This is a genomic window from Paenibacillus nuruki (assembly GCF_963311185.1).
In the GTDB taxonomy this organism is placed as follows: domain Bacteria; phylum Bacillota; class Bacilli; order Paenibacillales; family Paenibacillaceae; genus Saccharibacillus; species Saccharibacillus nuruki.
Map to the genome: position 1 here is coordinate 2955616 of NZ_OY725677.1, position 25365 is coordinate 2980980.

The following is a 25365-nucleotide window of genomic DNA, read 5'->3' on the forward strand; positions in this document are numbered from 1 at the left end:
AAGATCACAAAAAAGCACCTTCATCCTTTATGGAGAGGTGCTTTTTGCAATATCTATAATTAATCTATAAAGCGTCCACGAATCTCTGGACTAGGTAACATACACTGATCAGCTTTACCAAACCAACGATAACGATTTTGAGCGACATAATTATATACTGCATCACGTAATGGCTTCGGTACAAGAATCAGAGCAAACATAATAGGCCATGGAAAGCGCAATTGGCGAGCAATACGCAAAGCCCCTGTAGAACGAGTATAATATCTACCATTTTCTATTAGTACAAAGGTATCCATTGTATCTGTTGAAATACCTCCACGTTTGAGCAGTTCTTGTCCAACCTCCGATTGAATCGAAGCAAAATGGAATTTGCCTTTGGGATCACGAGCAATAATAATTTTAGTTAAACCCTGACAAAAGTGGCAGACTCCATCGACAAGAACAATAGAATAGTCACCATGAATCAATTGATCGACTTCTGCTTGTGTTTTATCTGTAGGATCACCTGGTTTGGATACTGGTGCTTGACTTGTTGTAGCTACATTTGTATTTTCCATTGTATTGTTCCTCCTTTAGATTAATCACAAAATATAGAAAAAAGACGCAAGGGTGCAATACCCCCGCGTCTTTCATTTAATTATAACCATTTAAATATTAAGAAAGTGCTTTATCAATCAATTGACGATCTTGAATCTGTTGATTGATGTCGCCTGCAAATGCATCCATACATTTACAAATAAAGTCTTTACGGCATACTGGGCAAGGCGTCGTTAACAAACGATTGATGTTTGTCATTTTCCACTCTGGAAAACGATTGTAAAACACACGGCATTGTGTTCCGTCAGCAAGTGTCAAAACAAATTCGTACAAACCATCTTTTTCATTGATACCAGCTTTTTGTAATTCCGTAATATTCGGTCTATATGCCATTAATGATCACCCATTATCCTTTAAATTTCGGTATAAAACAATAGAAATTCACCTATGTCATCTTAAAGAATTTTGCTTTGCCTGTCAACTCATTTTGATTGCGGGGGAGCAACTGATGAGTCGAAAAAGCAATGATAGCCATTGATTTGGTCATTTTATATTAATAAATAGATTTTAAAATACTCTGTTATCTACACTTACCCTTCTCTATCATTTTTAATCTCTTCCTTTAAAGATAATCATGACTTTCATGAGGAGTTGGAAGTATAGAATAAAAAAAGAACCTGAAATTGTTCAGGTTCTTTGATACTTTTGCTCTATTTAAAATAAATAAAAATTTAGCGATTAGACAATATTCAATTGTACATCAATATTACCGCGAATCGCTTTGGAATACGGACAGAATTCATGTGCTTTTTTAGCAATATCTGTCGCTTCTTCTTTAGACAATCCTGGAATATTAATATCCATACGTACTGACAATTTGAATCCACCATCTGTATCTTTATCAAGCATTACGTTATTCACAATCGTTGTATCTTTTACATCTACTTTAGCTTGACGTGCTACATTGGCCAATGCGCTTTGATAACAAGCGCCATATCCTGCTGCAAATAATTCTTCAGGATTTGTACCTGTACCTCCGCCGCCACCTAATTCTTTAGGCATAACCAAATCTACATCGAGTCCACCTGTAGTTGATTCCACTTTACCTTGACGTCCACCATGGACTGTTACTTTTGCTGTATATACTGCCATTTCGTTTCAGCTCCTTGTGATAGGCTATTTTAGATCAACACTATATTTGTAAAGCATTTCTAGACAAATGAAACTTTTGACCATAATAAACTCCATTTTTTGAAATTAAATTGTATCATGTTATAATAGGTTACCAAACAAAAAGGTGGTGGAATATCATTATGAGTATATACGATTATGCTGTTGATAATATTCGTGGAGAGAAAGTGTCGTTAGAGAATTATAAAGGCAAACCGATGTTGATTGTGAATACGGCAAGTAAATGTGGATTTACGCCTCAATTTGCTGGACTTCAAAATCTATATGATGAGTTTAAAGATCATGATTTCGAAATTTTAGGCTTTCCAAGTAATCAATTTGGTCAGCAAGATCCCGGTTCCAACGAAGAAATTTCTGAATTTTGTCAATTGAATTATGGTGTAACTTTTCCTATGTTTGAGAAATTAGAAGTCAAAGGTTCTTCTGCTCATCCACTTTTTCAATATTTAAGCAAAGAAGCTCCGGGTATTTTAGGTTCCAAAGCGATCAAATGGAACTTCACTAAGTTTCTAATCGATAGTAATGGCAAACCTGTAAAACGATATTCACCTCAGACGACTCCAGATAAAATAGAAGCTGATATTCGTGAATTACTAAAAAATGATGCTTCAACACCAACTACAAATTCATAAATAAATCCATAAAAAAGCCTTCTAAACGTTAGAGATACATGTGCTCTCTGATCATTTAAAAGGCTTTTTTTGTTGAGGAATATGTATAGAACTGTCTAATCAAGCTTATAATGCGGTCGAGAGGACTCGAACCTCCACGGGTATACACCCACTACCCCCTCAAGGTAGCGTGTCTGCCATTCCACCACGACCGCGCAAAAAGTACATTCTTGCAGCGAACCTCCATATTATACTATTCTAACCCTCACTTGTAAACCTACTTCCAAAATCAGTAATCTTATTGCATAACCATGACCTTAAATATACTTTGTATGGTCTCCATCTGCTACTAAAATATAAAAAGCCCACCTGTGATAGGCGGACTTTTGAATATATCATCTTATTGATCTTGCTTTTTATTTTTGCGATACACTGTAAATTCAATATATTCTTTGATGAAGCCTTTTTCATTCTCTGATAATACTTCATCTTGGCAATTCAGTTGCCCCATTAGTTCAAAAAAATAAGGATCAGTCTGCTCTTTAATTAATTCAGGAAGACGTTCTTGCCCTGTAAGCAACCAATCCAGACTTGTATTAAAGTAAGCAGCAATCTCAATAAGCTTATGTGTACCGGGTGTAGATTTGCCTCTTTTCCAATCACCAAAATTACCTGTACTGATTTTTAACTGTTCACAAAATGATTTCTTGGTAATGCCTTTATTCTTAATCAATATTTCAATTCGATCATAGATAGATTGCATATTGGACCTCCACTCCCGACCATATTATCTTTAGGTACTCAATTAAGTTATTTTTGTTGATTAACAACTTAAAAAAGTATATACTTACTTTATCGACATTTTTTTACTACTTTCCCTAAATAATTATATCACAGGTTTTTGAATAATGAATTTTGGAGTCTTTATTCATCACCTGACAATACACATTTTGATGTTTAGTTAAGGGGTGATATCTATTGAATCGCAAGCAGCCCGTTACCCCATTCGGTTGGGCAATCAAGCAACGTCTGGCAGAATTACAGATGGATCAGAAAACATTTTGCACACGTCACGGGATTCCTCCTTCCCGCTTATCCAATCTCATTAACGGTACACGAAAAGCCACACGATACCGTAAACAAGTCGCCGATCTGCTTGATATTCATGATTGTTGTAATCACTGATATGCGTACATAGTTATACTACAGCTCTTGCAATATACAACAGGTTAATAATCATTTGCAGCCAATTTATGTATTTAGAACTTTAGTCTGGATATGGCGAATATGAACTAATCACTCATTTATATTCTACCAAAAATAAGCTTTCTATTCTATCCTATATTAATAACATTATAAAAAAAGTCCCGGCTATAACAGCTAGGACTTTTTTTACTTTATAATGCGGTCGAGAGGACTCGAACCTCCACGGGTATACACCCACTACCCCCTCAAGGTAGCGTGTCTGCCATTCCACCACGACCGCTCAATGAATATAACTGAGGATTATTTATAAAAGGATGAGCCATGAAGGGCTCGAACCTTCGACACCCTGATTAAAAGTCAGGTGCTCTACCAACTGAGCTAATGGCTCACAAATACAAACATAAATGGTGACCCGTAGGGGACTCGAACCCCTGTTACCTCCGTGAAAGGGAGGTGTCTTAACCACTTGACCAACGGGCCATGCTCTTTAACAACAGAAATGAGTATAACAAGAATCGATATAGATAGCAAGCATTTCAAATGAAAATTATTTTACTTACTATTTACACAAATGCTCTTGTTAATTCACTTAAAAATACTTATAATTACTTATATATACTTATTTAAAAGGAGTATGTTTATGTATCAAGAAGAGCGAATGCTTCATATTTTAGCGTACCTCAAAAATCATCAACGTATTAATATTGAAGATATTTGCCAGTTATTTGATGTATCCAGAGATACAGCGAGACGTGATCTGGTACGGATGGAAGAGCAAAATTCAATTATTCGTACACGAGGTGGTGCTCTACTGCCTTCTTCTGAAATGGTTATTCCTAGTTATCAAGATAGACTGAATACTGTTTCTTTGGAAAAGAAAAGTATTGGTAAAGTTGCTGCTTCACTAATAAATGATCGTGATCGTGTCATTCTTGATTCTTCGACAACTGTGCAAGCTTGTGCAGAATTTTTAGATGCTAAAGGTTGTACGATCATTACGAACTCTATTAATCAAGCTGATATTTTATCAGACAAAGAAGATATTACGATTCATTTGCTAGGTGGACAACTACATACTCAACATCGTTATGTATATGGTTCAGCAGCGATTGAACGGCTTTCTCATTATTTTGTTCAACGTGCTTTTATCGGGATCGGAGGTATTTCTGCCAAAGGGCTTACTTCGGTCTCTGATGAAGAAGGCATGATTAAGCACAAAATGATGCAACAAGCAGATATCGTTATTATTTTAGCTGATCAATCCAAATTCGGTAGAGAACTATTTTATAAATTTGCCGATTTATCTGAAATTGATCTTATTATTACAGATCGTGCCCCTACCCCTGAGATGGCTGAATTACTAAAACAACATGAAATTGAAGTTCATATCGCCAATCAACCTATTTTGAAGGAGATGAGTCTATGACTGTCAAATTAATTGCTATTGATCTAGACGGAACCTTATTAAGCGCACATACTCACATCAGTGAGACGAATATTCAAGCTGTACGTACAGCACAACAAGAAGGAATTCTAGTCACTATTGCTACAGGACGTGAACATGGAAATGTACGTGAGATCCTACAATCTTCAGGTCTTGAGACTCCTGTTATTTCTTCAAACGGATCTGTCATTCATGATGAGCAAGACCAACAATTATTCACTTTACCGTTAGAGCGTCAGGCTGCTAATGAAGTCTTACAATGGTTAGAAGTTAATGAGTATTACTATCAGGTGCATAGTAACCGTGGCATTTATACCGTAAATAATAGCCATCAACTATTAGCTATGGAAGTCGATCGTCTGCTAAGTACTGATCCTGACCCTAGCTTACTTAAAATGCTAGAAGCTATGCAGTTCCATCATGAAAATACAGGATTTTTACGTATTTCATCCTATACTGAAATTCCGGATCAAGCTGATTTGTATAATGTGATGGCATTGTCTTTAGATCCTGAAAAGTTACAAGTAGGACGAGACAAATTTTCTAATCGTGATGATATGACAATGGTCATCTCAGGTAGTCATAATTTTGAAATGGAGCACAAACAAGCCTCTAAAGGGTTCGCTCTACAACGTCTTGCGGAACACTTTAATATTCCTATTGAGGATACGATGGCAATTGGAGATAACTACAATGATGTCTCCATGCTGCAAATAGCAGGTAAAGGTGTAGCGATGGGTAATGCTGATCTAGAAGTACAATCCTATGCGGATGAAGTCACCAAAAACAATGAAGAAGATGGCGTAGCTCATGCGATCTATAAAGCAATGGGTATGACGATCCCTTCTGCTTAATCATTTCTATTTTTGGTTTTTATGATGTATTTATTTAATATATTTCAAGTGAAAGTGAATTCTGAGATATTCAGATTCACTTTTTTTGTTTATGTACAGATTAGACACTAAGTCAAAAGAATCATTAATATAGAATGAAGCTAGATATATTAGCCTTTATTCATCCAACTATATACATATTAGGAAACATATAATCAAACATTAAAAGTACATTATTACATATTTAGTAATAAGTGTTTTGACAACAGGTTCTTTATTCCTATATGATTCTTTTTGTTAATAAAAAGATTTTCAGGGGGAAGTTATGAAAAAGAGAATTTTTAGTCATTTAAGTTTATTTTTATCAGTTTTGTTTGTAGCCGTATCCGTACTTACAGCTTTACCAACAGCAACACAAGCAGCTACACCACCAGTAACGTGGTCTAATGGCTCTTTAGTTAGAACCTTATCTGGTTCTGGAACTTTTGAAATTGCTTCACAAGCAAAAACCTCAGGAAAGTGGTATTGGGAAACTGAGATAACTAGTGATAATAGTAGTCAAGCTTACAGCCCTTCATTAATCGGAATATCTTCATTAGATAAAAAGCAGACTATTGCATACTATGGTCATACAGCATTGATCTTTAAAAACTATAAAGATCCTGGAATTCCTTATGGTTCAAGATTTACTAAAAAATCTATTATTTCTGTTGCTTTAGACATTGATAATAGCAATATGATATGGTACATCAATGGTGTATCTCAAGGAACATTCAAATACAATCCTACAGATATAACTGGTCCAATTTATGCATTAATTGGAAGTGGAGAAACTGGAGTATTACGTACTTTTACTGCTAATTTTGGTGCTACTCCTTTCAAATACAAAAATATAATTCCAGCTGGATATGCTCCGTATGATGAGAATGCTGTACTTATTGGAGAATCTACTTTGAAAGCTACTGCTGGTGATGCTAAAGTTGATCTCACTTGGTCAACAGCAGATAATGCAACTAGCTATAATGTAAAACGTGCTACAACTACAGGTGGTCCTTATACGAATGTAGCGACCAATGTAACAGGTAATACGTATTACACAGATACAACTGCTGTTAATGGCACTCCTTATTTCTATGTAGTCACAGGCGTAAACGGTACTACTGAAGGTGCTGTGTCTAATGAAGTAACAGCTACACCAATCGCAGCAGTGAAGCCTAATGAGCAAGCAACACTTGATGTTACGATCGACAAAGAAAAAGTTAAAGTTGGCGAAGGTTTTATTGCTGATTTATCTTTAAAAAAAGCAACAAATATTTATGCAGAAGATTTTGTTGTGAACTATGATGCGACATTAATGGAATACTTGGGCTACACTGAAGTTCCTGGTTACAAAGTCTATAATGAAACAAACGATAAAAAAGGAACTCTTCGCTTTATTGTAGCGAGCCAAGGTAAAAACTATGGTATTTCCGCAGATACTGTATTTCTGAAATTGAAATTTAAAGCTATTGCTGTCGGTACAGGTAAAGTTGATTCATTGTCTGGTCGTATTGCAGATACTACTAATGAATACGATATCGCTCCTGCTAATGCTTTAGAAGATACGATCTTAATCGAAAAGCCAGCTTTTTTGGACGTGAATAGATCTGGTTCTTATACGCTTCTAGATCTGTCTATTGATGCATTCTACTTCGGTCAAAATGCAGCAGATACCGATAAAACATTACACGATGCAGACCAAACAGAAGATGATCAAGTTGGTGACGATGACCTTGTTTATATTGTTGGTCAAATCTTAACTAACGCTGATTATACGCCTAACAAATAATTTCATTTTTTAAAAAGAAATAGGCATGAGACACTTTCTATTATAGAAAGGATCTCATGCCTATTTTTCTACTTCTACAAATATTATTATCTATCTGTAAACATAAAAAAGAACCAGCAATTGCTGATCCTTTTTTTGTATGTACCTATGATCTTACTTATTCTATTCATTCTTATATGGCGGAGAGAGAGGGATTCGAACCCTCGCACCGCTAACGCAGTCTAACCCCTTAGCAGAGGGTCCCCTTATAGCCACTTGGGTATCTCTCCATTGGCTCCCCGAACAGGACTCGAACCTGTGACAACTCGATTAACAGTCGAGTGCTCTACCAACTGAGCTATCAGGGAATATCTAAAAAGAATAATATAGGTAGTACAAGAAATAATTTACCATGATTCCTGAGGCAAGTCAAGCTGTTCCAATGTTAATTTACCACTGCATTTGCCACAACAATATTTGTCTGGATTCATTTTACGTTTGCGCAAATACTGAGTCTGACAAGAGGTACATAATAACTTATAACGATACAGTTCTTTTCGTTTTTGTTGCTCGATCGCTGGTGGGGCCTGACAGTATCGGCTTCCACCCACACGTTTGAGCCAGTATTTAAACTCTGCATCCCGGTGACGATAGCCCATACCATGAATATGTAGATGATAATGACACAACTCGTGTTTGATAATGCGTTCCACTTCTTCTATACCAAATGCTTCTAGTTGATGTGGGTTGATCTCTATATGATGACTTCTCAAAAAATAACGTCCACCTGTAGTACGTAATCTAGCGTTGAATACAGCACGATGTCGAAAAGGCCATTCGAAATGTTCCAGCGAAAGTTGTTCTACCCAAGTTTGTAATTCTTCGTTCGTCATGGACACTATTGCTCTCCTTTGTATCGGTTTTACTCTGTATAACTATCCTTTTACTTCATTCGATTGTTGCCGTTAATCTATATTTATTATAAATATAATCTCTTCTCTTGAATTTTAACTTTATTCTAAGCTACACTTCAAGTATAAATTATATAACCTATTTGATATTTAAAGGAGAATCTACTCATGACTGCTACAAACATGCGTTATGTGCTATTGCAACAAGATTCACAACTTTCTTATATAGAAATGCCTGCTGACTATGCTTACCAATTAAGTGCGCTTAACCTCAGACTACATAAAGAAATCAGTAAATTAACAGCTAAAGATATTCCTTCTTTGCCTCGTGCGATTGCTGAATGTGACCAGCTAGAATTATTAGACGAGACCGCTTCGATTACAGGTGGATTGGACTACATCAATGAATTAGAATATTCTTTTGCTATGCTCAAAGAAAATCATTATCCTCTAATCTCATTATTAACAGAAATTCGGGCACTGCAAGCACAATTAGAACAATGGTATGAAGAATACGAAGAATCTCAAGCTTAACGATTTCTTTTCAATCATGATCTCTCTATAGCAAAAAGCGTACACTTTTCGAACAATAATTCGAAGAATGTACGCTTTTTAAATTATCTTTATGCTTGAGCAGCTTCATCCGCAGAGGACTTGCGCATCGTCAAGCCTACACGACCTTTTTTATGATCGATATTTAGAACCCATACTGTTACATTATCCCCGATAGATACCACATCCATCGGATGCTTCACAAAGCTGTTACTCAATTGTGAAATGTGTACCAATCCATCGTTTTTGATACCAATATCAACAAAGGCACCAAAATCAATAACATTACGAACCGTTCCTTGTAGTTCCATCCCTGGCGATAGATCTTCAATTTTCAACACATCGGTGCGGAAAATAGGCAATGGCAATTCGTCACGCGGATCACGACCTGGACGTTGTAAACTATCCAAAATATCACGTAATGTTGGAACACCAATATCCAATGTTTCTGAAGCTTGCTCTACATCGACATTAGATAATGCTTCTACTGCTTCAGGTGTACCTAATTGCTCAGGTGTAACTTTTAACGATTTAAGCAATTTGGTTGTAGCTGCATAAGACTCTGGATGAATCGATGTGTAATCGAGTGGATTTTCGCCACCATTGATTCGTAAAAAGCCTACACATTGCTGTAGCGACTTCGCACCCAAACGTGGTACTTTTTGCAGTTGTTTGCGACTTGTAAATTTACCATTTTCTTCACGGTATTTTACGATGTTTTTAGCAATCGTTGCATTAACGCCTGCTACATACGATAACAGCGATGGAGAAGCTGTATTCACATCTACTCCAACATGGTTAACTGCGGACTCTACAACGGCTTTTAGACTGCTCTCCAGATGTTTTTGAGAGACATCATGCTGGTATTGCCCTACACCGATTGCTTTTGGATCGATTTTGACCAATTCAGCTAATGGATCTTGAACACGACGAGCGATAGAAGCTGCACTACGCTGAGCTACATCCAGATCAGGGAATTCTTCTTGAGCGAGTTTGGAAGCGGAATATACACTTGCTCCTGCTTCACTGACGATCAAATACGATAGTTCTTGATCTGTAATCTCTTGAATCAATTCAGCGACAAACTGTTCGGATTCACGAGAAGCGGTTCCGTTACCAATAACGATCAATTCAATATCATACTGCTTGATCATACGGCGGAATATGTCAGCAGCTTCACGCTTTTTGTTATGTGGTGGAGTTGGATACGTTACTTCAACTTCAAGTAATTTACCTGTACCATCTACTGCTGCTAATTTACAACCTGTCCGGTAAGCTGGATCGACACCAAGTACACGTTTTTCTTTGATCGGTGCTTGTAGCAACAGATTGCGAAGATTGCCAGCGAAAATAGAGATGGCTTGCTGATCACCTTTTTCTGTTAATTCTGCACGTACTTCACGTTCAATCGATGGCGCAATCAGACGTTTGTAAGCATCTTCGATCACATTGATCAATAGATCGCGAACAGCAGAATAACCTTTAACAACCTGCTTTTCCATATACCGATGAATAGATTCCGGTTGAACTTCCAGTTGTACTTTTAAAATATTTTCACGTTCTCCACGATTGATCGCTAAGATACGGTGAGGTGGCATTTTTTTAGCTAATTCACGATAGCTATAATACATTTCATATACAGACTCTTCCGTAGGCGCTTTGGCTTCTGTAACCAGTATCCCTTGATCAAGTGTGTATCTTCTAATCCATGTACGCAGATTCGCATCATCCGATAGACTTTCTGCAATAATATCCATAGCGCCTTGTAGAGCTTGGTTCGCATCTTCTACACCTTTGTCAGCATCTACGTAACGTTCTGCTTCCACGAGTGGTGCAGGGCTTGCGTGTTGCTCCATTATCCAATTGGACAGTGGCTCTAACCCTTTTTCTTTGGCAACACTTGCACGTGTTTTGCGCTTTTGACGATACGGACGGTACAAATCTTCAACCACTTGTAATTTAGCTGCACTTTGAATAGCAGTCGCTAACTCTTCGGTTAATTTATCTTGTTCACTAATAATCCGTAGCACTTCATCTTTACGTTCTTGCAAATTACGCAAATACTGATGACGTTCTTCGATATCTCGCAATTCATTTTCATCTAGCTCGCCGGTCATTTCTTTACGATAACGTGCAATAAATGGAATCGTATTGCCTTCTGACAATAAATCAATCGTTGTGCGAATTTGTTTTAATGAAATTTGTAATTCGCTTGCGATTTGTTTAATAATTTGTTCACGAACTTGCTGTTCGGTGACTTTGGCTTGTTCTTCTGTGATTACTTTTTGTTCAGACAAATCCTATCCCTCTTTCTCTTCTCCCTTACAACGGAGATTCCTCGCATCATACTTTTATTATCTCAGACAATGTCTTTGATTTCCACCTGAATACAAAAAAACCCGGTGATAGCACCGGGTTGAAATTGCAAGTTAGGCTTAAAATTCAACTAAGCCTAAACTGATCTGGAGCGCATCGTGTACACGACGCATGGTTTCTTCATCCAGATGTGTAATCTTATCAGTTAGACGCTGTTTATCAATAGTTCGAATCTGTTCCAGCAAAATAACGGAATCTCTGTCAAACCCATGAGATTTAGCGTCGATCTCTACATGTGTTGGCAATTTGGCTTTTTGAATCTGTGCTGTAATTGCCGCCACAATAACCGTTGGACTGAAACGGTTGCCGATATCATTCTGGATAACCAGAACCGGCCTCACGCCGCCCTGTTCGGAGCCGACGACGGGCGATAAATCTGCAAAAAATACATCGCCACGTTTTACGATCAATGTCTACACCCCGCTAACTAAACGGTCCAGAGTGATGTCCGCCTCTTCCTCCGCATGAAAAGCTTCGCAAGCGATTCTCAGATTGATCTTAGCCATTTCCATATATCCACGCTGCATCGCTTCACGGATATACCGCTTTTTGCGTTCAGTGAGATAAATTTTGGTGGCTTTTCTGATTAATTCACTGCGATCGGAATCTTCTAAAGCTGCGATACCATCCACTTCTTGCAGAAGTTGATCCGGCAAACGGATCATAATGCTCTGCGCATTTTGCATGTTGTCCAACTGTCAAGCACCCCCAAAACCTTTTCCAGCTCTACCCCTATAGCGGCTGTATTGGTATCTTTTGTGCACGAATCTAACTTTCTGGTCTTTGCGACACATACGACATATGAGGCAAGTTTGCTGCCATCATTATAAACCAGATCATACGTGTGCGTACAGACCTTTCTTGATACTTATGTAAGATTCGCTGTAAATATTCGGTTTCCTTCTGATTCACAAAATTAATTTGTAAAATGTGTAAGGGGATTCCAAAGGGTGACAATGGCATTATTCCGGTAGTATGCACGAGGCACTCTAGCGGCAATCATACAAACGATTTCATAGTGAATTGTACCGAGCTTCGATGCCAGCTCATCAGCAGTAATGACAGCATCATGCTGTCTGCCAATTAAGACAACCTCTTCGCCGATTTGGATTTCTTCTGCTTCTTCAGCAAAAGATTTAAGTGATACCATGCACTGGTCCATACAAATCGTTCCTACTACAGGGACACGGCGACCACGAATTAACACTTCCGCCACTCCCGTTAACATTCGAGAATAACCGTCCGCATAACCGATAGGAAGTGTCGCAATATATTCATCACTTTCAGTAACATATTTCCCGCCATAACTTACTTTAGAATGATCAGGAAGTTGTTTGACGTATGTCACTTCAGTTTTGAGCGTCAGTACTGGAGTTAATTCTATCGCCTGTTTGTTCACTTCAGCTGAAGGATACAGCCCATACAATGCAATACCTATCCGAACCATCTGAGGCGATAATTCAGGAGTATCAATAGCGGTAGCACTGTTCCCCGTATGTATGATAGGGATAGAATAACCCAGTTCACGTAATTGCACGTTAACCTGTTGAAAACGTTCGTATTGTTCCAATGTATAACTTTTGTCAAACTCATCCGCCTTGGCAAAATGGGTAAACATTCCTTCGATCTCAAGTTGTGGCACTTTGAAAGCTCTAGTAATAAAATCAACTGCCACATTAGTCAAAAGACCGATTCTTCCCATTCCGCTGTCGATCTTGATATGAGCTTTAAGCTTGCGTTCGGAAGAATCAAGCACAAGTCCAGCTATCGCTTCAAGTACATCTTCCGTGAATACATTAAGAGTAATATCATATTCATAAGCAGCAGATATACCTGCCGGTCCGGTATAGCCCAGAACAAGAATAGGCATACGTATACCTTGCTGACGCAGCTCAATCGCTTCATCCAAAAATGCCACACTCAAATAGTCCGTACCTAATCGTTCCAATTCTCGTGAAATTTCAACTGCTCCGTGTCCATAGGCATTACCTTTAACACAACATAGCAATTGAGTCTGTGGAGATAAAGCTCCACGAAAAGCTTCGTAGTTGGTACGTAATGCATCCAAGTTAATGTCTGCTCTCGTTGCTCGATACTGTTGCACTTGCAGTCACCTTCTAATCCGTTTTTGCCTATAAAGGGCAATAAATATATGTTAATGCGGAAGTAAGATAACTGTCAATTACACTTGGATACATTAACAAGGCGAATATTAAAAAAGACGATGTTCCGTAGTGCAGTTGCGCCTTGCGGTTTCGTCTTATATCGTAGTATTTACCCGCTTCAAGGTCGATAGAAGCGGGATTTTGAGTATTTTGTAAATTTACATTTAAAATTAAAAATTTTTCATTTTTTATTCATACACAACGGTGTTACCGCAATATTCACAATCTTTCTTTTCATGCGGTGCAATCGTATAAATCGCTCCACAACCGGAACAATCTACCTTTTTAGGCTGAAGATTAGGAGCAGGAGGTTGTGTTGTTGATGCATTCATGGACTGATGACGTTGTTGCTGTTGCCATGACATATAAGGTGCTGTTTTGGGATCTAAAGGATTGAAGATTTTATAATCTGTTGTTGTCGTACTATTGCCATTACTGTTACTTGTCGTCGTTGTTGTAGATGAATACGACGTGGTGGTATTGATCTGCTGATTAGGATTTACATGATTACGTGGCAATGAATTTTGATGTCCATTCCATTCTTTTTGCTTAGCAATTTTACGATTATATTTTTTAATAGATCTGATTCCAAAAAATACAAATAAAAAACTAATAATGAAATTTGGTAAATTAGGTAGGAAAAAATTAGATATTTCCAATGAAGGATTTGTAGCATAGCTCAATAAAGATATAACTAATCCAAAAATAAAAAGTGATCCTAACATCAACATAATAACTCCTGCTGCCATATGATTAACTCCTTTACATCTATATCTTTTTTTAATCGAAATACTTCGTTATCTTGTGTGTATTAAGACTTTACAGTAATAAGCTTACGATTACGTTGTTGAAGTAAGTCTTGTACAGATCCGAATACTGATTTTAGATGCTGTATCTGTTGAACAGCTTTGTGTTCATCTTCAATCGGGGTCTGCATCATTTGTTCTTGTAAACGTCTGACTTCATTCACTAATTGCTCTTCTTCTTGCCAAATATCAGGATGAGTCACAGGATCACTAAAGCGTACATTTTCTTCAAGTTGAGTTAACAACTGTCTGAGTTCACTACGATAAGGTTCTTGCCAACCTTTTAATTGCAGATTGGATTCATTGAGTATGGATCGAATTTCTTGAATACCGAGCATCTGCATTCGTTCTTCTTTATCAATGCCACGTTCAGTCTGCATAAACCAGATCAATAACCCGCCGATCACAAATACAGCACCAAATGTAATCAATTGAATCCAGATATATAAGCTGGTCGGTACCGCGATCACTAACCAGAGCAATACTGCATACATGATTGTTAATGCTTGATACGTAATAGCTACAACCACTAACCCTAGAAATGCAGGTACTGTCTTTTTAAATTGCTCTGCTCGTAGTGCGCCCCAGCCTGCTAAAGACCATACTATCGTTTCTGCTAAAACAACGGTTGCTAAAGAAACCCAAAAACGAACATCTAATATATGAAAAGAAGCTAGAAGAAAAAAGCCAATCACAGTAATCGTCAAAACAACACCATACAGTAAGGTAATGATTTTGATCCCTAAGCGATTATCGGTCATCTTATTGTTCTCCTTCTGGTGTGACACGTTGACCACATTCCGGACAGAACTTTTGACCTGGCTGAACAGCATGACCACAACTGCTACACGTCATCACTGCCGATGCTCCACATTCTGGACAGAATTTCACACCTGCTTGAAGTGCAGCACCGCAACTACGACAAGGCTTAGCAAATGCTTTACCACAGCTTTTACATTGTGTTGCACCTTCTGGATTGTCTGCGCCACATTGATCGCAAGAGTTATATTTATCTCCACAATGCGCGCAAAATTTGGAACCCGGTGTGAGTGGTTGACTGCATTTATCACACGTATGTTGTGTATTGGAATGAGAAGATGTTGAATCATTAAATTGAACATTTCCTGTTCCACCCGTTACATCCATTACTCGACCAAGACCTGCCATCCCTTGCCCAAAAGCACCACCCAAACCAAAGCCCATACCCATGCCTAGTCCAGCACCCATTAGCCCTGCTTGTGTACTCCCTTCATTTTTGGCAGCTCCTTCTAACGTATCAAAGCTTCGTTCTTGTTGATACGTATATCCAACGATATCCATCTCTGCTTTACGTGCTAAGGCTTCTTGCAATCTTTTGACAGAAGGATCATCATCCGGTGTATTAACTGAATCCATATATAAGTTCACGATTTCAATACCAAATTCTGCGAAAACAGGCATCATTTTTTCTTTGACATGATTGGAAATCTCGCTTATGTAAGCATTAATCTCCAGTATACTAATCTGCTTGTGTACCAGATAAGACGAGATACTTTCGTTGATATTCATTAACAACAATCCACGGAAATATCTTGAAATATCGGCTTGATCAAATTGAGATAGTGTACCGACTAATTTCACCAGAAATTTACGTGAATCTTCGATACGAATACCCATCTGTCCAAAAGCACGTACTGGAATAATAATTTTATATTTAGGATCTTGTAGTTGAATAGGTGCAGTTGTGCCCCATTTCATATCTAAATTGCTTACCCGATTGACATACCATATCTCTGCTGCAAAAGGAGAATGTCCACCAAATGGAATATTAACGATGTTATTAAGCAAAGGAATATTCAGTGTACTGAGTGTATGTCGACCTGATCCAAAAGTATCAAACGCTTTACCACCTTTGTACAGTATCGCTTCTTGAGACTCGTTAACGATCAATTGTGTCCAAGTGCCTAACTCTTCATTCGGATGCTTCCAAGCGTATACATCGGGTGTACCGTCGTACTTAATTACTTCTACTAATGCCATCTTTCTTCCCCTTTTCTTTATCTATCTCTATTTTATTATTACATACGTACGACCTATGAGATAAGTCTCAATTTTGGCAAATTAAGGGCAGTCTATATTGTCGATATAAGCTATATTTCGGTTGCGTATTTGTGAAAATAAAGATGAACGCAAAAAAAGAGCCATTAATGGCTCTTTCTGGGATTAAGATACAGCTTTACATTTGTTGTTGGACTTATTTTTATCACGTTCTTTGACACGACATTCTGTGCATATGCCCTGAAAATCAAGACGATGATCGGTGACAGTGAAACCATATTCTCGTTCAATCCGTTTCTCAAGTGGCAATAACCAGTCATCCATAATTTCTTCCACATTCCCGCATTCGGTACAGATTAAATGATGATGTAAATGGGGGCTATTCGCTTGACGAAGGTCAAATCGAGCGGCTCCATCGCCAAAATTCACTTTTTGTACAACATGCAGTTCGTTCAAAAGATCCAGTACACGGTACACCGTCGCCATGCCGATTTCTGGAAATTGTTCTTTCACTAATAAAAATACTTCTTCCGCACTTAAATGATCTTTTTCATGTTGGAGTAATACCCGAATAGTCGTTTCACGTTGAGGTGTCAGTTTATACCCTTTTGATTTTAAGCGCTCTTTAATCCGGTTCAATTGTTCTGTCAGTATCATTATGTGTTCACACCTTCCGGTTAAATTTGCAAGATATCTACAGATTCTAAGATGAGCATAATCTGATTTTCACGATAAATCTATATGTTCTAGCACAACTTATTATGAAATTATTAGAATACGATATGAATATGCAGTATTTATACTTAGAATAATTATAATTCTATAATAACTAAAATGTAGCACTCTTGTAAAGCATATTGGATAAAAAAGTAAATTTCTCATGCAAAAAAACGTCAATGAAAAAAGAGAGAATCTAAAATTGATTCTCATCCTTTTTTTGACGTTATACTAATGAACGATTTTATTTCTATCGTTGTCATTTATACATGAGTCTGAAGTTGAAGACGAGCATCCAGATCTTGTATAACTTTTTGCAATCCATTTACAGTAATTGTAGATTGAATACCATATTTAGCTTCGATCTGGCGTACTGATTCTAACGGATATTGTTGCTCGACGATAAAACCAATAGAAGCTGCCGGTACACCTAGCTTTTGCCCGAGCGATGTACTCAGTATGTATTTAGCTACGTAAGGTGGAACAGATAAAATAGGTTGAGGAGCATTCAATTCTAAACTGATCTGCTTCACCAATTGCTTGATATTATAGGTATGTTCAGGACGATTTAATAAATAGTATGCTTGCATATGAGGTAATTGTGAATGTTGCTCTTCCAATAATAAACAAATCAGAAAATCAGCGATATAATCAACATGGACTAAAGGTAACCAGTGACGTTTTCCACCCGGTACAATACGCATCTTTCCTTTACGTACAGCATCGACTACAATGCCAAGTCCTCCTAATTGCGGTGTAGTGCCTGTTATCGAATCTCCAATCACGACTCCTGGATGAATAATGGATAATGGAAATCGATGTTGTAATGATTGCTGACGAATATAAGCATCGGCTTTGAACTTCATCTGTTCATAAGAAGCTTCATGTTGTAATAATTGATCCAATCGTTCTGGAAACTGGATATGTTCTTCAGTGACCGGACTTTTATAACCTACGATATGAATAAATTGCTTTAAAGAATGAGCTTGATGAATCTCGCTCGCTAACTCTGCAATATGGATAGCTCCTTGCATAAAAGCAGAATACGCTTGATCGGAATGAAGTAAAATATCCATCGGGCCACCTGCATGAATAATCGTATCTGCCTCCATCGCCAGCTCCCAATCTTCATTAGACAAACCTAAGTGCGGTAATCCAAGATCGCCTTTTATTGCGAGAATTGACGAACTATCTTTCCACTTCTGTAATGTCTTCCACTCTTTCCATCGTTGTAAAGAACGAACCAGTACAATGATGCGATAATCGGTTGCCAAACATTTTTCCAATAGTGCCTTGCCAATAAACCCTGTTGCACCTGTCAAAAATAAAGTATGCATATTCGTCTCCTCATCAATATCTATTCATTTTTAATTTAGTACCGATCTGTACTAATATATTCAAAAAAATTACTTCAGCATGGTTGCCAAAGCAAAAAGTGAGGATCGAATCATTTGCGGGTTCTGATGAACATGACCTAAAAATAGTCCTCCTTCTATAGTAGATACGATTAATGAGGCAACAGCAGGCGGTTGCAAAGACTCATTAAATTCCTTACGCTGTATCCCTTCAATAATCAATTGTTCGACCACGATCACTTGCTGTTCAAAAAACTGCTTGATCGCATTGCGGATATGTTCTGCTTCTATAGGAGTCTGTGTGTACAATGTTAAAAATGGACAGCCTCCCAAACAATCGACTTCTTCCATGATTAGAAGCTCCGTAAATCGTTGTAGACGTTCCCATACCGATTGATCATGCTGAGCAGCAATCTGTGTAATCTTCTCTGTATATTGTGTGATCAGTTGATGAATAATAGCTGCTAACAGTTCTTCTTTACTTGCAAAATGATAATAAATATTCGTTTTAGAAACTTTGCTTACTGCTACGATCTCATCCATACCTGTTGCTAAATATCCTTTTTGTAAAAACAATTCCGTTGACAACTGTAAAATGAGATCACGATTTGAGGTTTTATTTTTTTTAATCATAATTAGTACTGTACGGTACTAATCTTAATATTGTCAACTGTTATTGCTTTGTACAGGCCTATCATTTATATATTTATTTTAGTTAATGTTTATGTTAATTATTAATATTATTATTGACTGGGTAAAAAATATATGCTACATTTGCTTTGTTAAATTATGCAAGAAGTATCCAAATGAAGCGTTATCATTATTGATGATGGATTAAAGAAAGGATGAATATTATTGTCACAGTCTAACCTTAAAGCCAAAATGGTCGTGGATAAAGCTTTTCGTATCGCTGAAGTTGATAAACGCATTTATGGTTCCTTTATCGAGCACTTAGGTCGTGCCGTATATGGTGGTATATATGATCCTTCTCATGCGTCCGCAGATGAAAGCGGTTTCCGTAATGATGTCAAACAATTGATACAAGAGCTACAAGTGCCTATTATTCGTTATCCTGGCGGTAATTTTGTATCCGGTTACAATTGGGAAGATGGCGTTGGACCTGTTGAATCTAGACCGAAGCGCCTAGAGTTAGCATGGAAAACGGTTGAGCCTAACGAAGTGGGTACCAATGAATTTATGAAATGGGCAAAAGAAGCCGGTTCCGAGGTCATGATGGCTGTCAATTTGGGAACACGTGGTATTGATGCTGCTCGTAATCTAATCGAGTACTGTAATCACCCGGGCAATTCTTATTACAGCGATCTACGTAAACAACATGGTGCAAGCGATCCTTACAATATCAAAACATGGTGTCTTGGTAATGAAATGGATGGTCCTTGGCAAATTGGTCACAAAACAGCGGACGAGTACGGTAGATTAGCACTTGAAACGGCTAAAGCAATGCGTCAGGTCGATTCAAGTATTGAATTGGTGGCTTGCGGAAGTTCCAATACAGGCATGCCTACATTCCCAGAATGGGAAGCAACAACACTGGATCATACGTACGAAGCAGTAGATTATATTTCTCTTCATCAATATTATGGTAACCCTACTAATAATACTGCTGATTATCTAGCTCGCTCGATGGATATGGATCATTTTATTCATACTGTTATCTCTACATGTGATTACATCAAAGCCAAAAAACGCAGCAAAAAAACAATGAATTTGAGCTTTGATGAATGGAATGTATGGTATCACTCCAATGAAGCAGATAGCAAAATGGACCCTTGGAGTATTGCTCCACCACAATTGGAAGATGTGTATAACTTTGAAGATGCTTTGTTAGTCGGCAGTATGTTACTTACTTTCTTGCGTCATGCTGATCGTGTGAAAATGGCTTGTCTGGCTCAATTGGTCAACGTTATCGCTCCGATTATGACAGAAGATGGCGGACGTGTATGGAAGCAAACGATTTTCTATCCATATATGCACACTTCTACTTTCGGACGTGGGGTATCCCTCAAGCCTGTTGTTGATTCTCCTAAGTATGATGCTAGTGATTACACCGATGTTCCTTACTTAGATAGTGCTGTTGTATATGATGAGGAAAATGAATACTTAACGATCTTTGCTTTGAACCGTCATTTGAGCGAATCATTAGACTTGAATTGTGATGTGCGTTCTTTTGAAGGCTATCAGATCGAAGAACATATTGTACTTGAAAATGATGATCTTAAAGCAGTCAACACAGCAGATGAAGAAAAAGTGGCTCCACATCGCGGAGGTCAATCTCAATTAGATGATGGAATGTTAACCGCTCGCCTTGCTAAAGCTTCATGGAACGTTATTCGTCTACGTAAAGCGTAAGCTTCGCCTTATTGTATAAAAATCAATACGATTTGGGTTGGAATATGTACAGTGGTCTATGTATTACTTTTTTGAAATTTAAGGGGAGGTTTAAACTATGTTGCGTCAAAAAAGTTGGCTGATTGTCTTGGCGAGTGTGTTGATGTTGTCTTTGGTACTTGCAGGCTGTGGAGGTTCCAAAAAAAATTCAGATCCTAATCAATTAACATTTATGTTCCGTGGTGGACCGGATGAGCAAAAAGCATATAATGCGGTTGTCGAGGAATTTAAAAAAGATAATCCGGGTGTAACGGTTAAAGTGATTCAGACAACAGGTGATCAGTATGCTACTAAATTACAAGCGGCGATTACAGGAAACAGTATTCCTGATGTATTCTTCTACAATCCTGCTGATCTGAAAGCATACGTAAATAGCAACATCTTATTAGACATTAGCAAGTATATCGAAAACAACAAAGAAGTTGACCTGAAAAACATGTGGGCAGATGGCGTGAATTTCTATCGCTACGATGGTAAAGAAGTGGGCAAAGGCGCACTATACGGACTGCCTAAAGATTTGGGTCCTTTCTCCCTCGGCTATAACAAAACCATGTTTGAAAAAGCAGGCATCCCTCTGCCGGACAAAAACAAACCTTATACATGGGATGAATTTATCAAAGTCAATCAAGAGCTAACGAAAGATACCGATGGTGATGGCAAATTAGATCAATTTGGTACTGGACTGAACGTACAATGGGCGCTTCAAGCGTTCGTATGGAGTAATGGCGCTGATTGGATTGATAGCACACATACTAAAGTAACTATCGATGAGCCTAAATTTATCGAAGCTCTACAATTCTTTGCAGATATGCAGAACAAATACAAAATCACCCCTGCGATTGAGCAAGCACAAACACTAGATACGTACCAACGTTGGATGAGAGGCGAACTTGCATTCTTCCCTGTTGGACCTTGGGATCTAAGCACGTATGATCGTGAATTGAAATTTGATTATGATCTTATTCCTTACCCAGCAGGTTCTACAGGCAAAACAGCAACATGGATCGGTAGTCTAGGTATCGGTGTATCCAGTAAAACAGCTAATCCTGAACTAGCTGCTAAATTAGTGACTTATTTGTCCGCTTCTAAAGAAGGACAAGAAGCATTGGTGAAATCTGGCGTACAGATTCCGAACTTACAAGATATGGCGAAAACATGGGCTGCTGATACATCTACTAAACCAGCCAACAAAGAAGAATTTATTAAAATCGTAACTGAATATGGCAGACCTTTACCAGGTCAATATACGTACAATGCAGAATGGTATGACCTATTCTTCACTGATGTTCAACCTGTTATTGATGGTAAAATGTCGGCTGCTGATTATGTCAAACAAGAACAGCCTAAAATGCAAAAACTACTCGATCGTGCCGTCGAGCAGGATGAAAAATCTAAAAAATAAGTTTTAAATCTTCCACTAAATGAGAGCCATTTTGAGAATGGTGAAAATGATGTTAGCTTTCCCTAAATCCAAATGGGACTAACATCATTTTCATTCCAGATGAATTAGGGGTGAATTATGAAAACCAAATCTAATCTGTATCGTAAAGAAAAATATTTTGGTTATTTGTTTATTTTGCCACCCGTTGTCGGTTTCTTACTGTTCACACTTTACCCTGCCTTATATTCGGTATATGGATCATTTACCGATTGGAACGGACTTGGACAGATGAACTTTATCGGGTTGGATAACTTCAAAGATATTTTGACAGATGATTTCTTTTACAAATCAATGTTTAACACTTTATTCTTAATGATCGGTATTCCGATTGGATTGGTTATTTCTTTACTACTAGCATTAGGTCTAAATCGTAAAATTCCGGGTACCACTACATTCCGCGTGATCTATTATGTACCGGTTATCTCTTCACTCGCTGCAATCTCTATCTTGTGGCAGTGGGCATATAACGGCGATTATGGACTGGTCAATCAATTCCTTGATCTATTTGGAATCAAAGGCCCTAACTGGCTTGCAAATACAGCTACAGTCAAACCAGCGTTGATTATTATGACGATCTGGAAAGGTCTTGGTTACTCCATGCTTCTTTATCTAGCTGCTCTACAAAGCGTATCTCGTAGCTACTATGAAGCAGCTGAATTAGATGGCGCAAGTGGATTCAAGATGTTCCGTCATATTACATGGCCGATGGTTAAACCAGTTACTTTCTTCCTTGTGGTTACGAATATTATCGGCGGATCTCAGATCTTCACCGAGATTAATATTATGACACCTACAGGCGGACCTGAGTTCTCCTCAGCTACAATCGTATTCTACATCTGGCAGAAAGCTTTTGATAACTTACAAATGGGCTATGCTTCGGCAATGGCTGTTATTTTAGGACTATTTATCTTTATTATTACATTGGTTCAGTTCAAAATGAATGAGCGTTCCAGCTTTGATGTCGATTGATTACTAGCTCGAAAGGAGTGACTACAGAATGGTTCATACCAAGCAACAAAAGATAAGTAATGCGTTCATTTTTGTTTTACTCTGCATCGGAGCTATCGTGATGATCGCTCCATTGCTCTGGATGGTCTCTACTTCATTTAAAGACAGACAAGATGTATTTGCTCTTCCACCGAACTGGATTCCTGCTGTGTTCCACTTTAATAAATATCAGGAAATTTGGACAGCGGGTCCATTATTAAGCGGTATTATCAACAGTCTGATTGTGGCGCTTACTGTAACCATTATCGGTACGATTACATCTAGCTTAGCCGCTTTCGCTTTTGCTAAATTACGTTTTCCTTACAAAAATCAAATCTTTTTACTATTGCTTTCTTCGATGATGATTCCGTATCCAGCTGTTATGATCTCTCAATTCATTATGTTCTCTGAATGGGGATGGGTCGATACACTATTACCGCTGATTGTACCGGGGTTATTCGGTAATATTATTATGATCTTCTTCTTGAGACAGTATCTGTACAGTATTCCAAATGCAATCATTGAAGCTGCCAAAATCGATGGAACTTCTTACTTCGGCATTTATGCCCGTATTATTTTCCCATTGATCAAACCAGCGATTGCAGCTCAGTTAATTCTGTGGTTTATGGGGATCTGGAATGATTACTTACCTCCTATTCTGTATCTGAACTCTCCTGAAATTCAGACGCTACAGATCGTTATTGCTAACTTTAATGCTAACTATGCGATCCAAAGTGATTATCCATTAATCATGGCGGCATCTGTAGTATCGTTGTTACCGATCTTGATTATTTTCTTGATCTTCCAGCGTCAAATTATCGAGTCTGTCGCTATTTCAGGTGTAAAAGGATAATCAACTGCACTCTATCCCTTTTTTACTTTTATCTAAATCTTATCCAAAAACTAAACCATACCAAAAAACGGCTAGAGATTATTCTCTTAGCCGTTTTTTGGTATGCACTGCATTAAGATTGTGATTCTGCTTCACGTGCACTAGCATTAGCAGAATGAATTAATTTGTCATAATACAACCGGAATACGATATCCTGATTATAGTTACCAAATCCTCTACCAAACAGTGTTAACCCGCCGACATGCTCAGACGAAGGATCGACTGCGATACGTAATGTCCACTGACGATCGCGTACATTGACCTGATCCAGATTCACATCAGATAATTTCTGCCCATCCATATATGTACCATCTCTAGATACAGTCAGATGTTTGAGTAGTCCATATTGATTGACAATATCCGGCCACCATTGCGGATTGTACTTACCACGCTTGTCTCCATAATCACCCGGACTTGTCCACGTTCCTAATTTCACTTCATTCAAATAGAAAGTAATGTCTGAAGGAAAACGATTATCTGTCAAAGGCGCTTCTGACGAAATCTCAAGCGATACTAACAATTCTAATGGATTTTCGGTAGACAGCAAAAAGTTAGGAATTTTATATTCAATAAATCCTTCACTAAACCACAGAATTTTGGCTTGAAAACGTTCAGCATCGAAAAAATAACGAGTATCGTCTACTTGCCCGATAAACTTTTCAGCTGAAGCTAAGCCACAAGTTGGTTCTACTTTAAGGTCTGTATAATGTCCGATTGAAATTTCACTTTCATGGTATTGACGTAAATGCTCTACTTTATTAGGAAAAATAATTTGTGCTTCTTCCACTTGAAGTGAACATATTTTTTGTACGCCCCCTTTACCGGGTTGCATACTTGTTGAAATAATTCCTGCTTTCTCTAGCTTTTTGACATGCATAGAGACGATGGCACTGGTTAAACTTACTGCTTCCGCTAATTCACGAATATTCATAGGTCGTATAGCAAGTAATTGAATGATTTTGTGCCTTACACTGCTTGCGAGTGCTTCATACACAGGCAATGATTTATCCGAAATATCCAGATTCATATTCAGGCTCCTCCAATACCAAATGTGTGTAACGTAAACCAATACCTTTCCACTATATCGT

General features: G+C 37.9%; 26 protein-coding genes and 6 tRNA genes. 10 read left to right on the forward strand and 22 right to left on the reverse strand.

Features of this window, described 5'->3' with window-relative positions; all coding sequences use genetic code 11:
- Positions 1 to 59: 59 nt before the first annotated feature.
- From RCP16_RS13260 to RCP16_RS13270, 3 genes are all read right to left on the reverse strand, one after another.
- Positions 60 to 557 (reverse strand): thiol-disulfide oxidoreductase DCC family protein, encoded by a 498-nt coding sequence (locus RCP16_RS13260; RefSeq protein WP_308640501.1) that lies wholly within the window; start codon positions 555 to 557, stop codon positions 60 to 62.
- A gap of 97 nt (positions 558 to 654) precedes the next feature.
- Positions 655 to 930, reverse strand: a complete 276-nt coding sequence (locus RCP16_RS13265) for a hypothetical protein (RefSeq protein ID WP_069327156.1) — start codon at positions 928 to 930, stop codon at positions 655 to 657.
- Between the two features lie 345 nt (positions 931 to 1275).
- Positions 1276 to 1689: an organic hydroperoxide resistance protein gene (locus RCP16_RS13270; protein WP_069327155.1), complete on the reverse strand. Its 414-nt coding sequence runs from the start codon at positions 1687 to 1689 to the stop codon at positions 1276 to 1278.
- Positions 1690 to 1850: 161 nt separating this feature from the next.
- On the opposite strand from RCP16_RS13270, the gene RCP16_RS13275 reads away from it, so the two are divergent.
- Complete coding sequence (locus RCP16_RS13275) at positions 1851 to 2360, forward strand: glutathione peroxidase (protein WP_069327154.1); 510 nt, start codon at positions 1851 to 1853, stop codon at positions 2358 to 2360.
- Between the two features lie 111 nt (positions 2361 to 2471).
- Here RCP16_RS13275 and RCP16_RS13280 read toward each other — a convergent pair.
- Both RCP16_RS13280 and RCP16_RS13285 read right to left on the reverse strand, forming a co-directional pair.
- Positions 2472 to 2554 (reverse strand) — tRNA-Leu (locus RCP16_RS13280).
- A 185-nt stretch (positions 2555 to 2739) separates the two neighbouring features.
- On the reverse strand, positions 2740 to 3102 hold the full coding sequence (locus RCP16_RS13285) for a helix-turn-helix domain-containing protein (protein ID WP_069327153.1): 363 nt from the start codon (positions 3100 to 3102) through the stop codon (positions 2740 to 2742).
- A gap of 215 nt (positions 3103 to 3317) precedes the next feature.
- Between RCP16_RS13285 and RCP16_RS13290 the strand changes: the two genes are divergently transcribed.
- Positions 3318 to 3524 carry a helix-turn-helix domain-containing protein gene (locus tag RCP16_RS13290; RefSeq protein ID WP_069327152.1) on the forward strand — a complete coding sequence of 69 codons (207 nt, stop codon included), beginning with the start codon at positions 3318 to 3320 and terminating at the stop codon, positions 3522 to 3524.
- Positions 3525 to 3742: 218 nt separating this feature from the next.
- Here the strand turns inward: RCP16_RS13290 and RCP16_RS13295 are convergent.
- From RCP16_RS13295 to RCP16_RS13305, 3 genes are all read right to left on the reverse strand, one after another.
- A tRNA-Leu gene (locus tag RCP16_RS13295) sits at positions 3743 to 3825 on the reverse strand.
- A 35-nt stretch (positions 3826 to 3860) separates the two neighbouring features.
- Positions 3861 to 3933, reverse strand: a tRNA-Lys gene (locus RCP16_RS13300).
- A 17-nt stretch (positions 3934 to 3950) separates the two neighbouring features.
- Positions 3951 to 4025 (reverse strand) — tRNA-Glu (locus tag RCP16_RS13305).
- 160 nt (positions 4026 to 4185) lie between these two features.
- On the opposite strand from RCP16_RS13305, the gene RCP16_RS13310 reads away from it, so the two are divergent.
- From RCP16_RS13310 to RCP16_RS13320, 3 genes are all read left to right on the forward strand, one after another.
- Entirely contained in the window at positions 4186 to 4971 is a 786-nt protein-coding gene (locus tag RCP16_RS13310) for a DeoR/GlpR family DNA-binding transcription regulator (protein ID WP_069327151.1), read from the forward strand.
- Positions 4968 to 5843: a Cof-type HAD-IIB family hydrolase gene (locus RCP16_RS13315; RefSeq protein ID WP_273593463.1), complete on the forward strand. Its 876-nt coding sequence runs from the start codon at positions 4968 to 4970 to the stop codon at positions 5841 to 5843. Before RCP16_RS13310 ends, RCP16_RS13315 begins: the two co-directional genes overlap by 4 nt.
- 304 nt (positions 5844 to 6147) lie before the next feature.
- Positions 6148 to 7650, forward strand: coding sequence for a cohesin domain-containing protein (locus RCP16_RS13320; RefSeq protein ID WP_308640502.1), 1503 nt, complete (start codon positions 6148 to 6150; stop codon positions 7648 to 7650).
- A 177-nt stretch (positions 7651 to 7827) separates the two neighbouring features.
- Here the strand turns inward: RCP16_RS13320 and RCP16_RS13325 are convergent.
- From RCP16_RS13325 to RCP16_RS13335, 3 genes are all read right to left on the reverse strand, one after another.
- A tRNA-Ser gene (locus RCP16_RS13325) sits at positions 7828 to 7919 on the reverse strand.
- A gap of 2 nt (positions 7920 to 7921) precedes the next feature.
- Positions 7922 to 7997, reverse strand: a tRNA-Asn gene (locus tag RCP16_RS13330).
- A gap of 39 nt (positions 7998 to 8036) precedes the next feature.
- Positions 8037 to 8522 (reverse strand): SprT family protein, encoded by a 486-nt coding sequence (locus RCP16_RS13335; protein WP_308640503.1) that lies wholly within the window; start codon positions 8520 to 8522, stop codon positions 8037 to 8039.
- A 186-nt stretch (positions 8523 to 8708) separates the two neighbouring features.
- Here RCP16_RS13335 and RCP16_RS13340 point away from each other — a divergent pair, with 186 nt between their 5' ends.
- Complete coding sequence (locus RCP16_RS13340) at positions 8709 to 9074, forward strand: hydrolase/acyltransferase (protein ID WP_137222081.1); 366 nt, start codon at positions 8709 to 8711, stop codon at positions 9072 to 9074.
- Between the two features lie 89 nt (positions 9075 to 9163).
- On the opposite strand, the gene RCP16_RS13345 is transcribed toward RCP16_RS13340, so the two are convergent.
- The 10 genes from RCP16_RS13345 to RCP16_RS13390 form a co-directional block, all read right to left on the reverse strand.
- A complete protein-coding gene (locus RCP16_RS13345; RefSeq protein WP_308640504.1) occupies positions 9164 to 11389 on the reverse strand; it encodes a Tex family protein in 2226 nt (741 codons plus the stop codon).
- A 138-nt stretch (positions 11390 to 11527) separates the two neighbouring features.
- Positions 11528 to 11878: a type II toxin-antitoxin system PemK/MazF family toxin gene (locus tag RCP16_RS13350; RefSeq protein ID WP_069326106.1), complete on the reverse strand. Its 351-nt coding sequence runs from the start codon at positions 11876 to 11878 to the stop codon at positions 11528 to 11530.
- 3 nt (positions 11879 to 11881) lie between these two features.
- On the reverse strand, positions 11882 to 12163 hold the full coding sequence (locus RCP16_RS13355; RefSeq protein WP_069326107.1) for a CopG family ribbon-helix-helix protein: 282 nt from the start codon (positions 12161 to 12163) through the stop codon (positions 11882 to 11884).
- Positions 12164 to 12384: 221 nt separating this feature from the next.
- Complete coding sequence (alr, locus tag RCP16_RS13360) at positions 12385 to 13572, reverse strand: alanine racemase (protein WP_069326108.1); 1188 nt, start codon at positions 13570 to 13572, stop codon at positions 12385 to 12387.
- A gap of 249 nt (positions 13573 to 13821) precedes the next feature.
- Positions 13822 to 14382 (reverse strand): hypothetical protein, encoded by a 561-nt coding sequence (locus tag RCP16_RS13365; RefSeq protein WP_308640505.1) that lies wholly within the window; start codon positions 14380 to 14382, stop codon positions 13822 to 13824.
- 62 nt (positions 14383 to 14444) lie between these two features.
- Positions 14445 to 15200 carry a hypothetical protein gene (locus tag RCP16_RS13370; protein ID WP_308640506.1) on the reverse strand — a complete coding sequence of 252 codons (756 nt, stop codon included), beginning with the start codon at positions 15198 to 15200 and terminating at the stop codon, positions 14445 to 14447.
- 1 nt (position 15201) lies between these two features.
- Positions 15202 to 16458, reverse strand: a complete 1257-nt coding sequence (locus tag RCP16_RS13375; protein WP_069326111.1) for an SPFH domain-containing protein — start codon at positions 16456 to 16458, stop codon at positions 15202 to 15204.
- Between the two features lie 183 nt (positions 16459 to 16641).
- Complete coding sequence (gene fur / locus RCP16_RS13380) at positions 16642 to 17127, reverse strand: ferric iron uptake transcriptional regulator (protein ID WP_137222488.1); 486 nt, start codon at positions 17125 to 17127, stop codon at positions 16642 to 16644.
- 329 nt (positions 17128 to 17456) lie between these two features.
- Complete coding sequence (locus tag RCP16_RS13385; RefSeq protein WP_308640507.1) at positions 17457 to 18530, reverse strand: SDR family oxidoreductase; 1074 nt, start codon at positions 18528 to 18530, stop codon at positions 17457 to 17459.
- Between the two features lie 69 nt (positions 18531 to 18599).
- Entirely contained in the window at positions 18600 to 19181 is a 582-nt protein-coding gene (locus tag RCP16_RS13390) for a TetR/AcrR family transcriptional regulator (RefSeq protein WP_241669302.1), read from the reverse strand.
- A gap of 249 nt (positions 19182 to 19430) precedes the next feature.
- On the opposite strand from RCP16_RS13390, the gene arfA reads away from it, so the two are divergent.
- The 4 genes from arfA (at position 19431) to RCP16_RS13410 (ending at position 24238) form a co-directional block, all read left to right on the forward strand.
- Positions 19431 to 20918 carry an arabinosylfuranosidase ArfA gene (gene arfA / locus RCP16_RS13395; protein WP_069326191.1) on the forward strand — a complete coding sequence of 496 codons (1488 nt, stop codon included), beginning with the start codon at positions 19431 to 19433 and terminating at the stop codon, positions 20916 to 20918.
- 97 nt (positions 20919 to 21015) lie between these two features.
- On the forward strand, positions 21016 to 22359 hold the full coding sequence (locus tag RCP16_RS13400; protein ID WP_069326114.1) for an ABC transporter substrate-binding protein: 1344 nt from the start codon (positions 21016 to 21018) through the stop codon (positions 22357 to 22359).
- A 117-nt stretch (positions 22360 to 22476) separates the two neighbouring features.
- Positions 22477 to 23367 (forward strand): carbohydrate ABC transporter permease, encoded by an 891-nt coding sequence (locus tag RCP16_RS13405; RefSeq protein ID WP_069326115.1) that lies wholly within the window; start codon positions 22477 to 22479, stop codon positions 23365 to 23367.
- 28 nt (positions 23368 to 23395) lie between these two features.
- Positions 23396 to 24238, forward strand: coding sequence for a carbohydrate ABC transporter permease (locus tag RCP16_RS13410; RefSeq protein ID WP_069326116.1), 843 nt, complete (start codon positions 23396 to 23398; stop codon positions 24236 to 24238).
- Positions 24239 to 24350: 112 nt separating this feature from the next.
- Here the strand turns inward: RCP16_RS13410 and RCP16_RS13415 are convergent, their stop codons facing one another.
- Positions 24351 to 25304, reverse strand: a complete 954-nt coding sequence (locus RCP16_RS13415; RefSeq protein ID WP_069326117.1) for an ArsR/SmtB family transcription factor — start codon at positions 25302 to 25304, stop codon at positions 24351 to 24353.
- Positions 25305 to 25365 lie beyond the last annotated feature (61 nt).

Bases quoted from the DNA above. Each gene is read 5' to 3' on its own strand.
- RCP16_RS13275 (WP_069327154.1), top strand. From the start codon at position 1,851: ATGAGTATATACGATTATGCTGTTGATAATATTCGTGGAGAGAAAGTG.
- RCP16_RS13415 (WP_069326117.1), bottom strand. From the start codon at position 25,304: ATGAATCTGGATATTTCGGATAAATCATTGCCTGTGTATGAAGCACTC.
- RCP16_RS13370 (WP_308640506.1), bottom strand. From the start codon at position 15,200: ATGACCGATAATCGCTTAGGGATCAAAATCATTACCTTACTGTATGGT.
- RCP16_RS13320 (WP_308640502.1), top strand. From the start codon at position 6,148: ATGAAAAAGAGAATTTTTAGTCATTTAAGTTTATTTTTATCAGTTTTG.
- RCP16_RS13385 (WP_308640507.1), bottom strand. From the start codon at position 18,530: ATGCATACTTTATTTTTGACAGGTGCAACAGGGTTTATTGGCAAGGCA.
- RCP16_RS13405 (WP_069326115.1), top strand. From the start codon at position 22,477: ATGAAAACCAAATCTAATCTGTATCGTAAAGAAAAATATTTTGGTTAT.
- arfA (WP_069326191.1), top strand. From the start codon at position 19,431: ATGGTCGTGGATAAAGCTTTTCGTATCGCTGAAGTTGATAAACGCATT.
- RCP16_RS13260 (WP_308640501.1), bottom strand. From the start codon at position 557: ATGGAAAATACAAATGTAGCTACAACAAGTCAAGCACCAGTATCCAAA.
- RCP16_RS13365 (WP_308640505.1), bottom strand. From the start codon at position 14,382: ATGGCAGCAGGAGTTATTATGTTGATGTTAGGATCACTTTTTATTTTT.
- RCP16_RS13340 (WP_137222081.1), top strand. From the start codon at position 8,709: ATGACTGCTACAAACATGCGTTATGTGCTATTGCAACAAGATTCACAA.
- RCP16_RS13270 (WP_069327155.1), bottom strand. From the start codon at position 1,689: ATGGCAGTATATACAGCAAAAGTAACAGTCCATGGTGGACGTCAAGGT.
- RCP16_RS13375 (WP_069326111.1), bottom strand. From the start codon at position 16,458: ATGGCATTAGTAGAAGTAATTAAGTACGACGGTACACCCGATGTATAC.
- RCP16_RS13265 (WP_069327156.1), bottom strand. From the start codon at position 930: ATGGCATATAGACCGAATATTACGGAATTACAAAAAGCTGGTATCAAT.
- RCP16_RS13285 (WP_069327153.1), bottom strand. From the start codon at position 3,102: ATGCAATCTATCTATGATCGAATTGAAATATTGATTAAGAATAAAGGC.
- RCP16_RS13335 (WP_308640503.1), bottom strand. From the start codon at position 8,522: ATGACGAACGAAGAATTACAAACTTGGGTAGAACAACTTTCGCTGGAA.
- RCP16_RS13400 (WP_069326114.1), top strand. From the start codon at position 21,016: ATGTTGCGTCAAAAAAGTTGGCTGATTGTCTTGGCGAGTGTGTTGATG.
- RCP16_RS13390 (WP_241669302.1), bottom strand. From the start codon at position 19,181: ATGATTAAAAAAAATAAAACCTCAAATCGTGATCTCATTTTACAGTTG.
- RCP16_RS13310 (WP_069327151.1), top strand. From the start codon at position 4,186: ATGTATCAAGAAGAGCGAATGCTTCATATTTTAGCGTACCTCAAAAAT.
- RCP16_RS13410 (WP_069326116.1), top strand. From the start codon at position 23,396: ATGGTTCATACCAAGCAACAAAAGATAAGTAATGCGTTCATTTTTGTT.
- RCP16_RS13315 (WP_273593463.1), top strand. From the start codon at position 4,968: ATGACTGTCAAATTAATTGCTATTGATCTAGACGGAACCTTATTAAGC.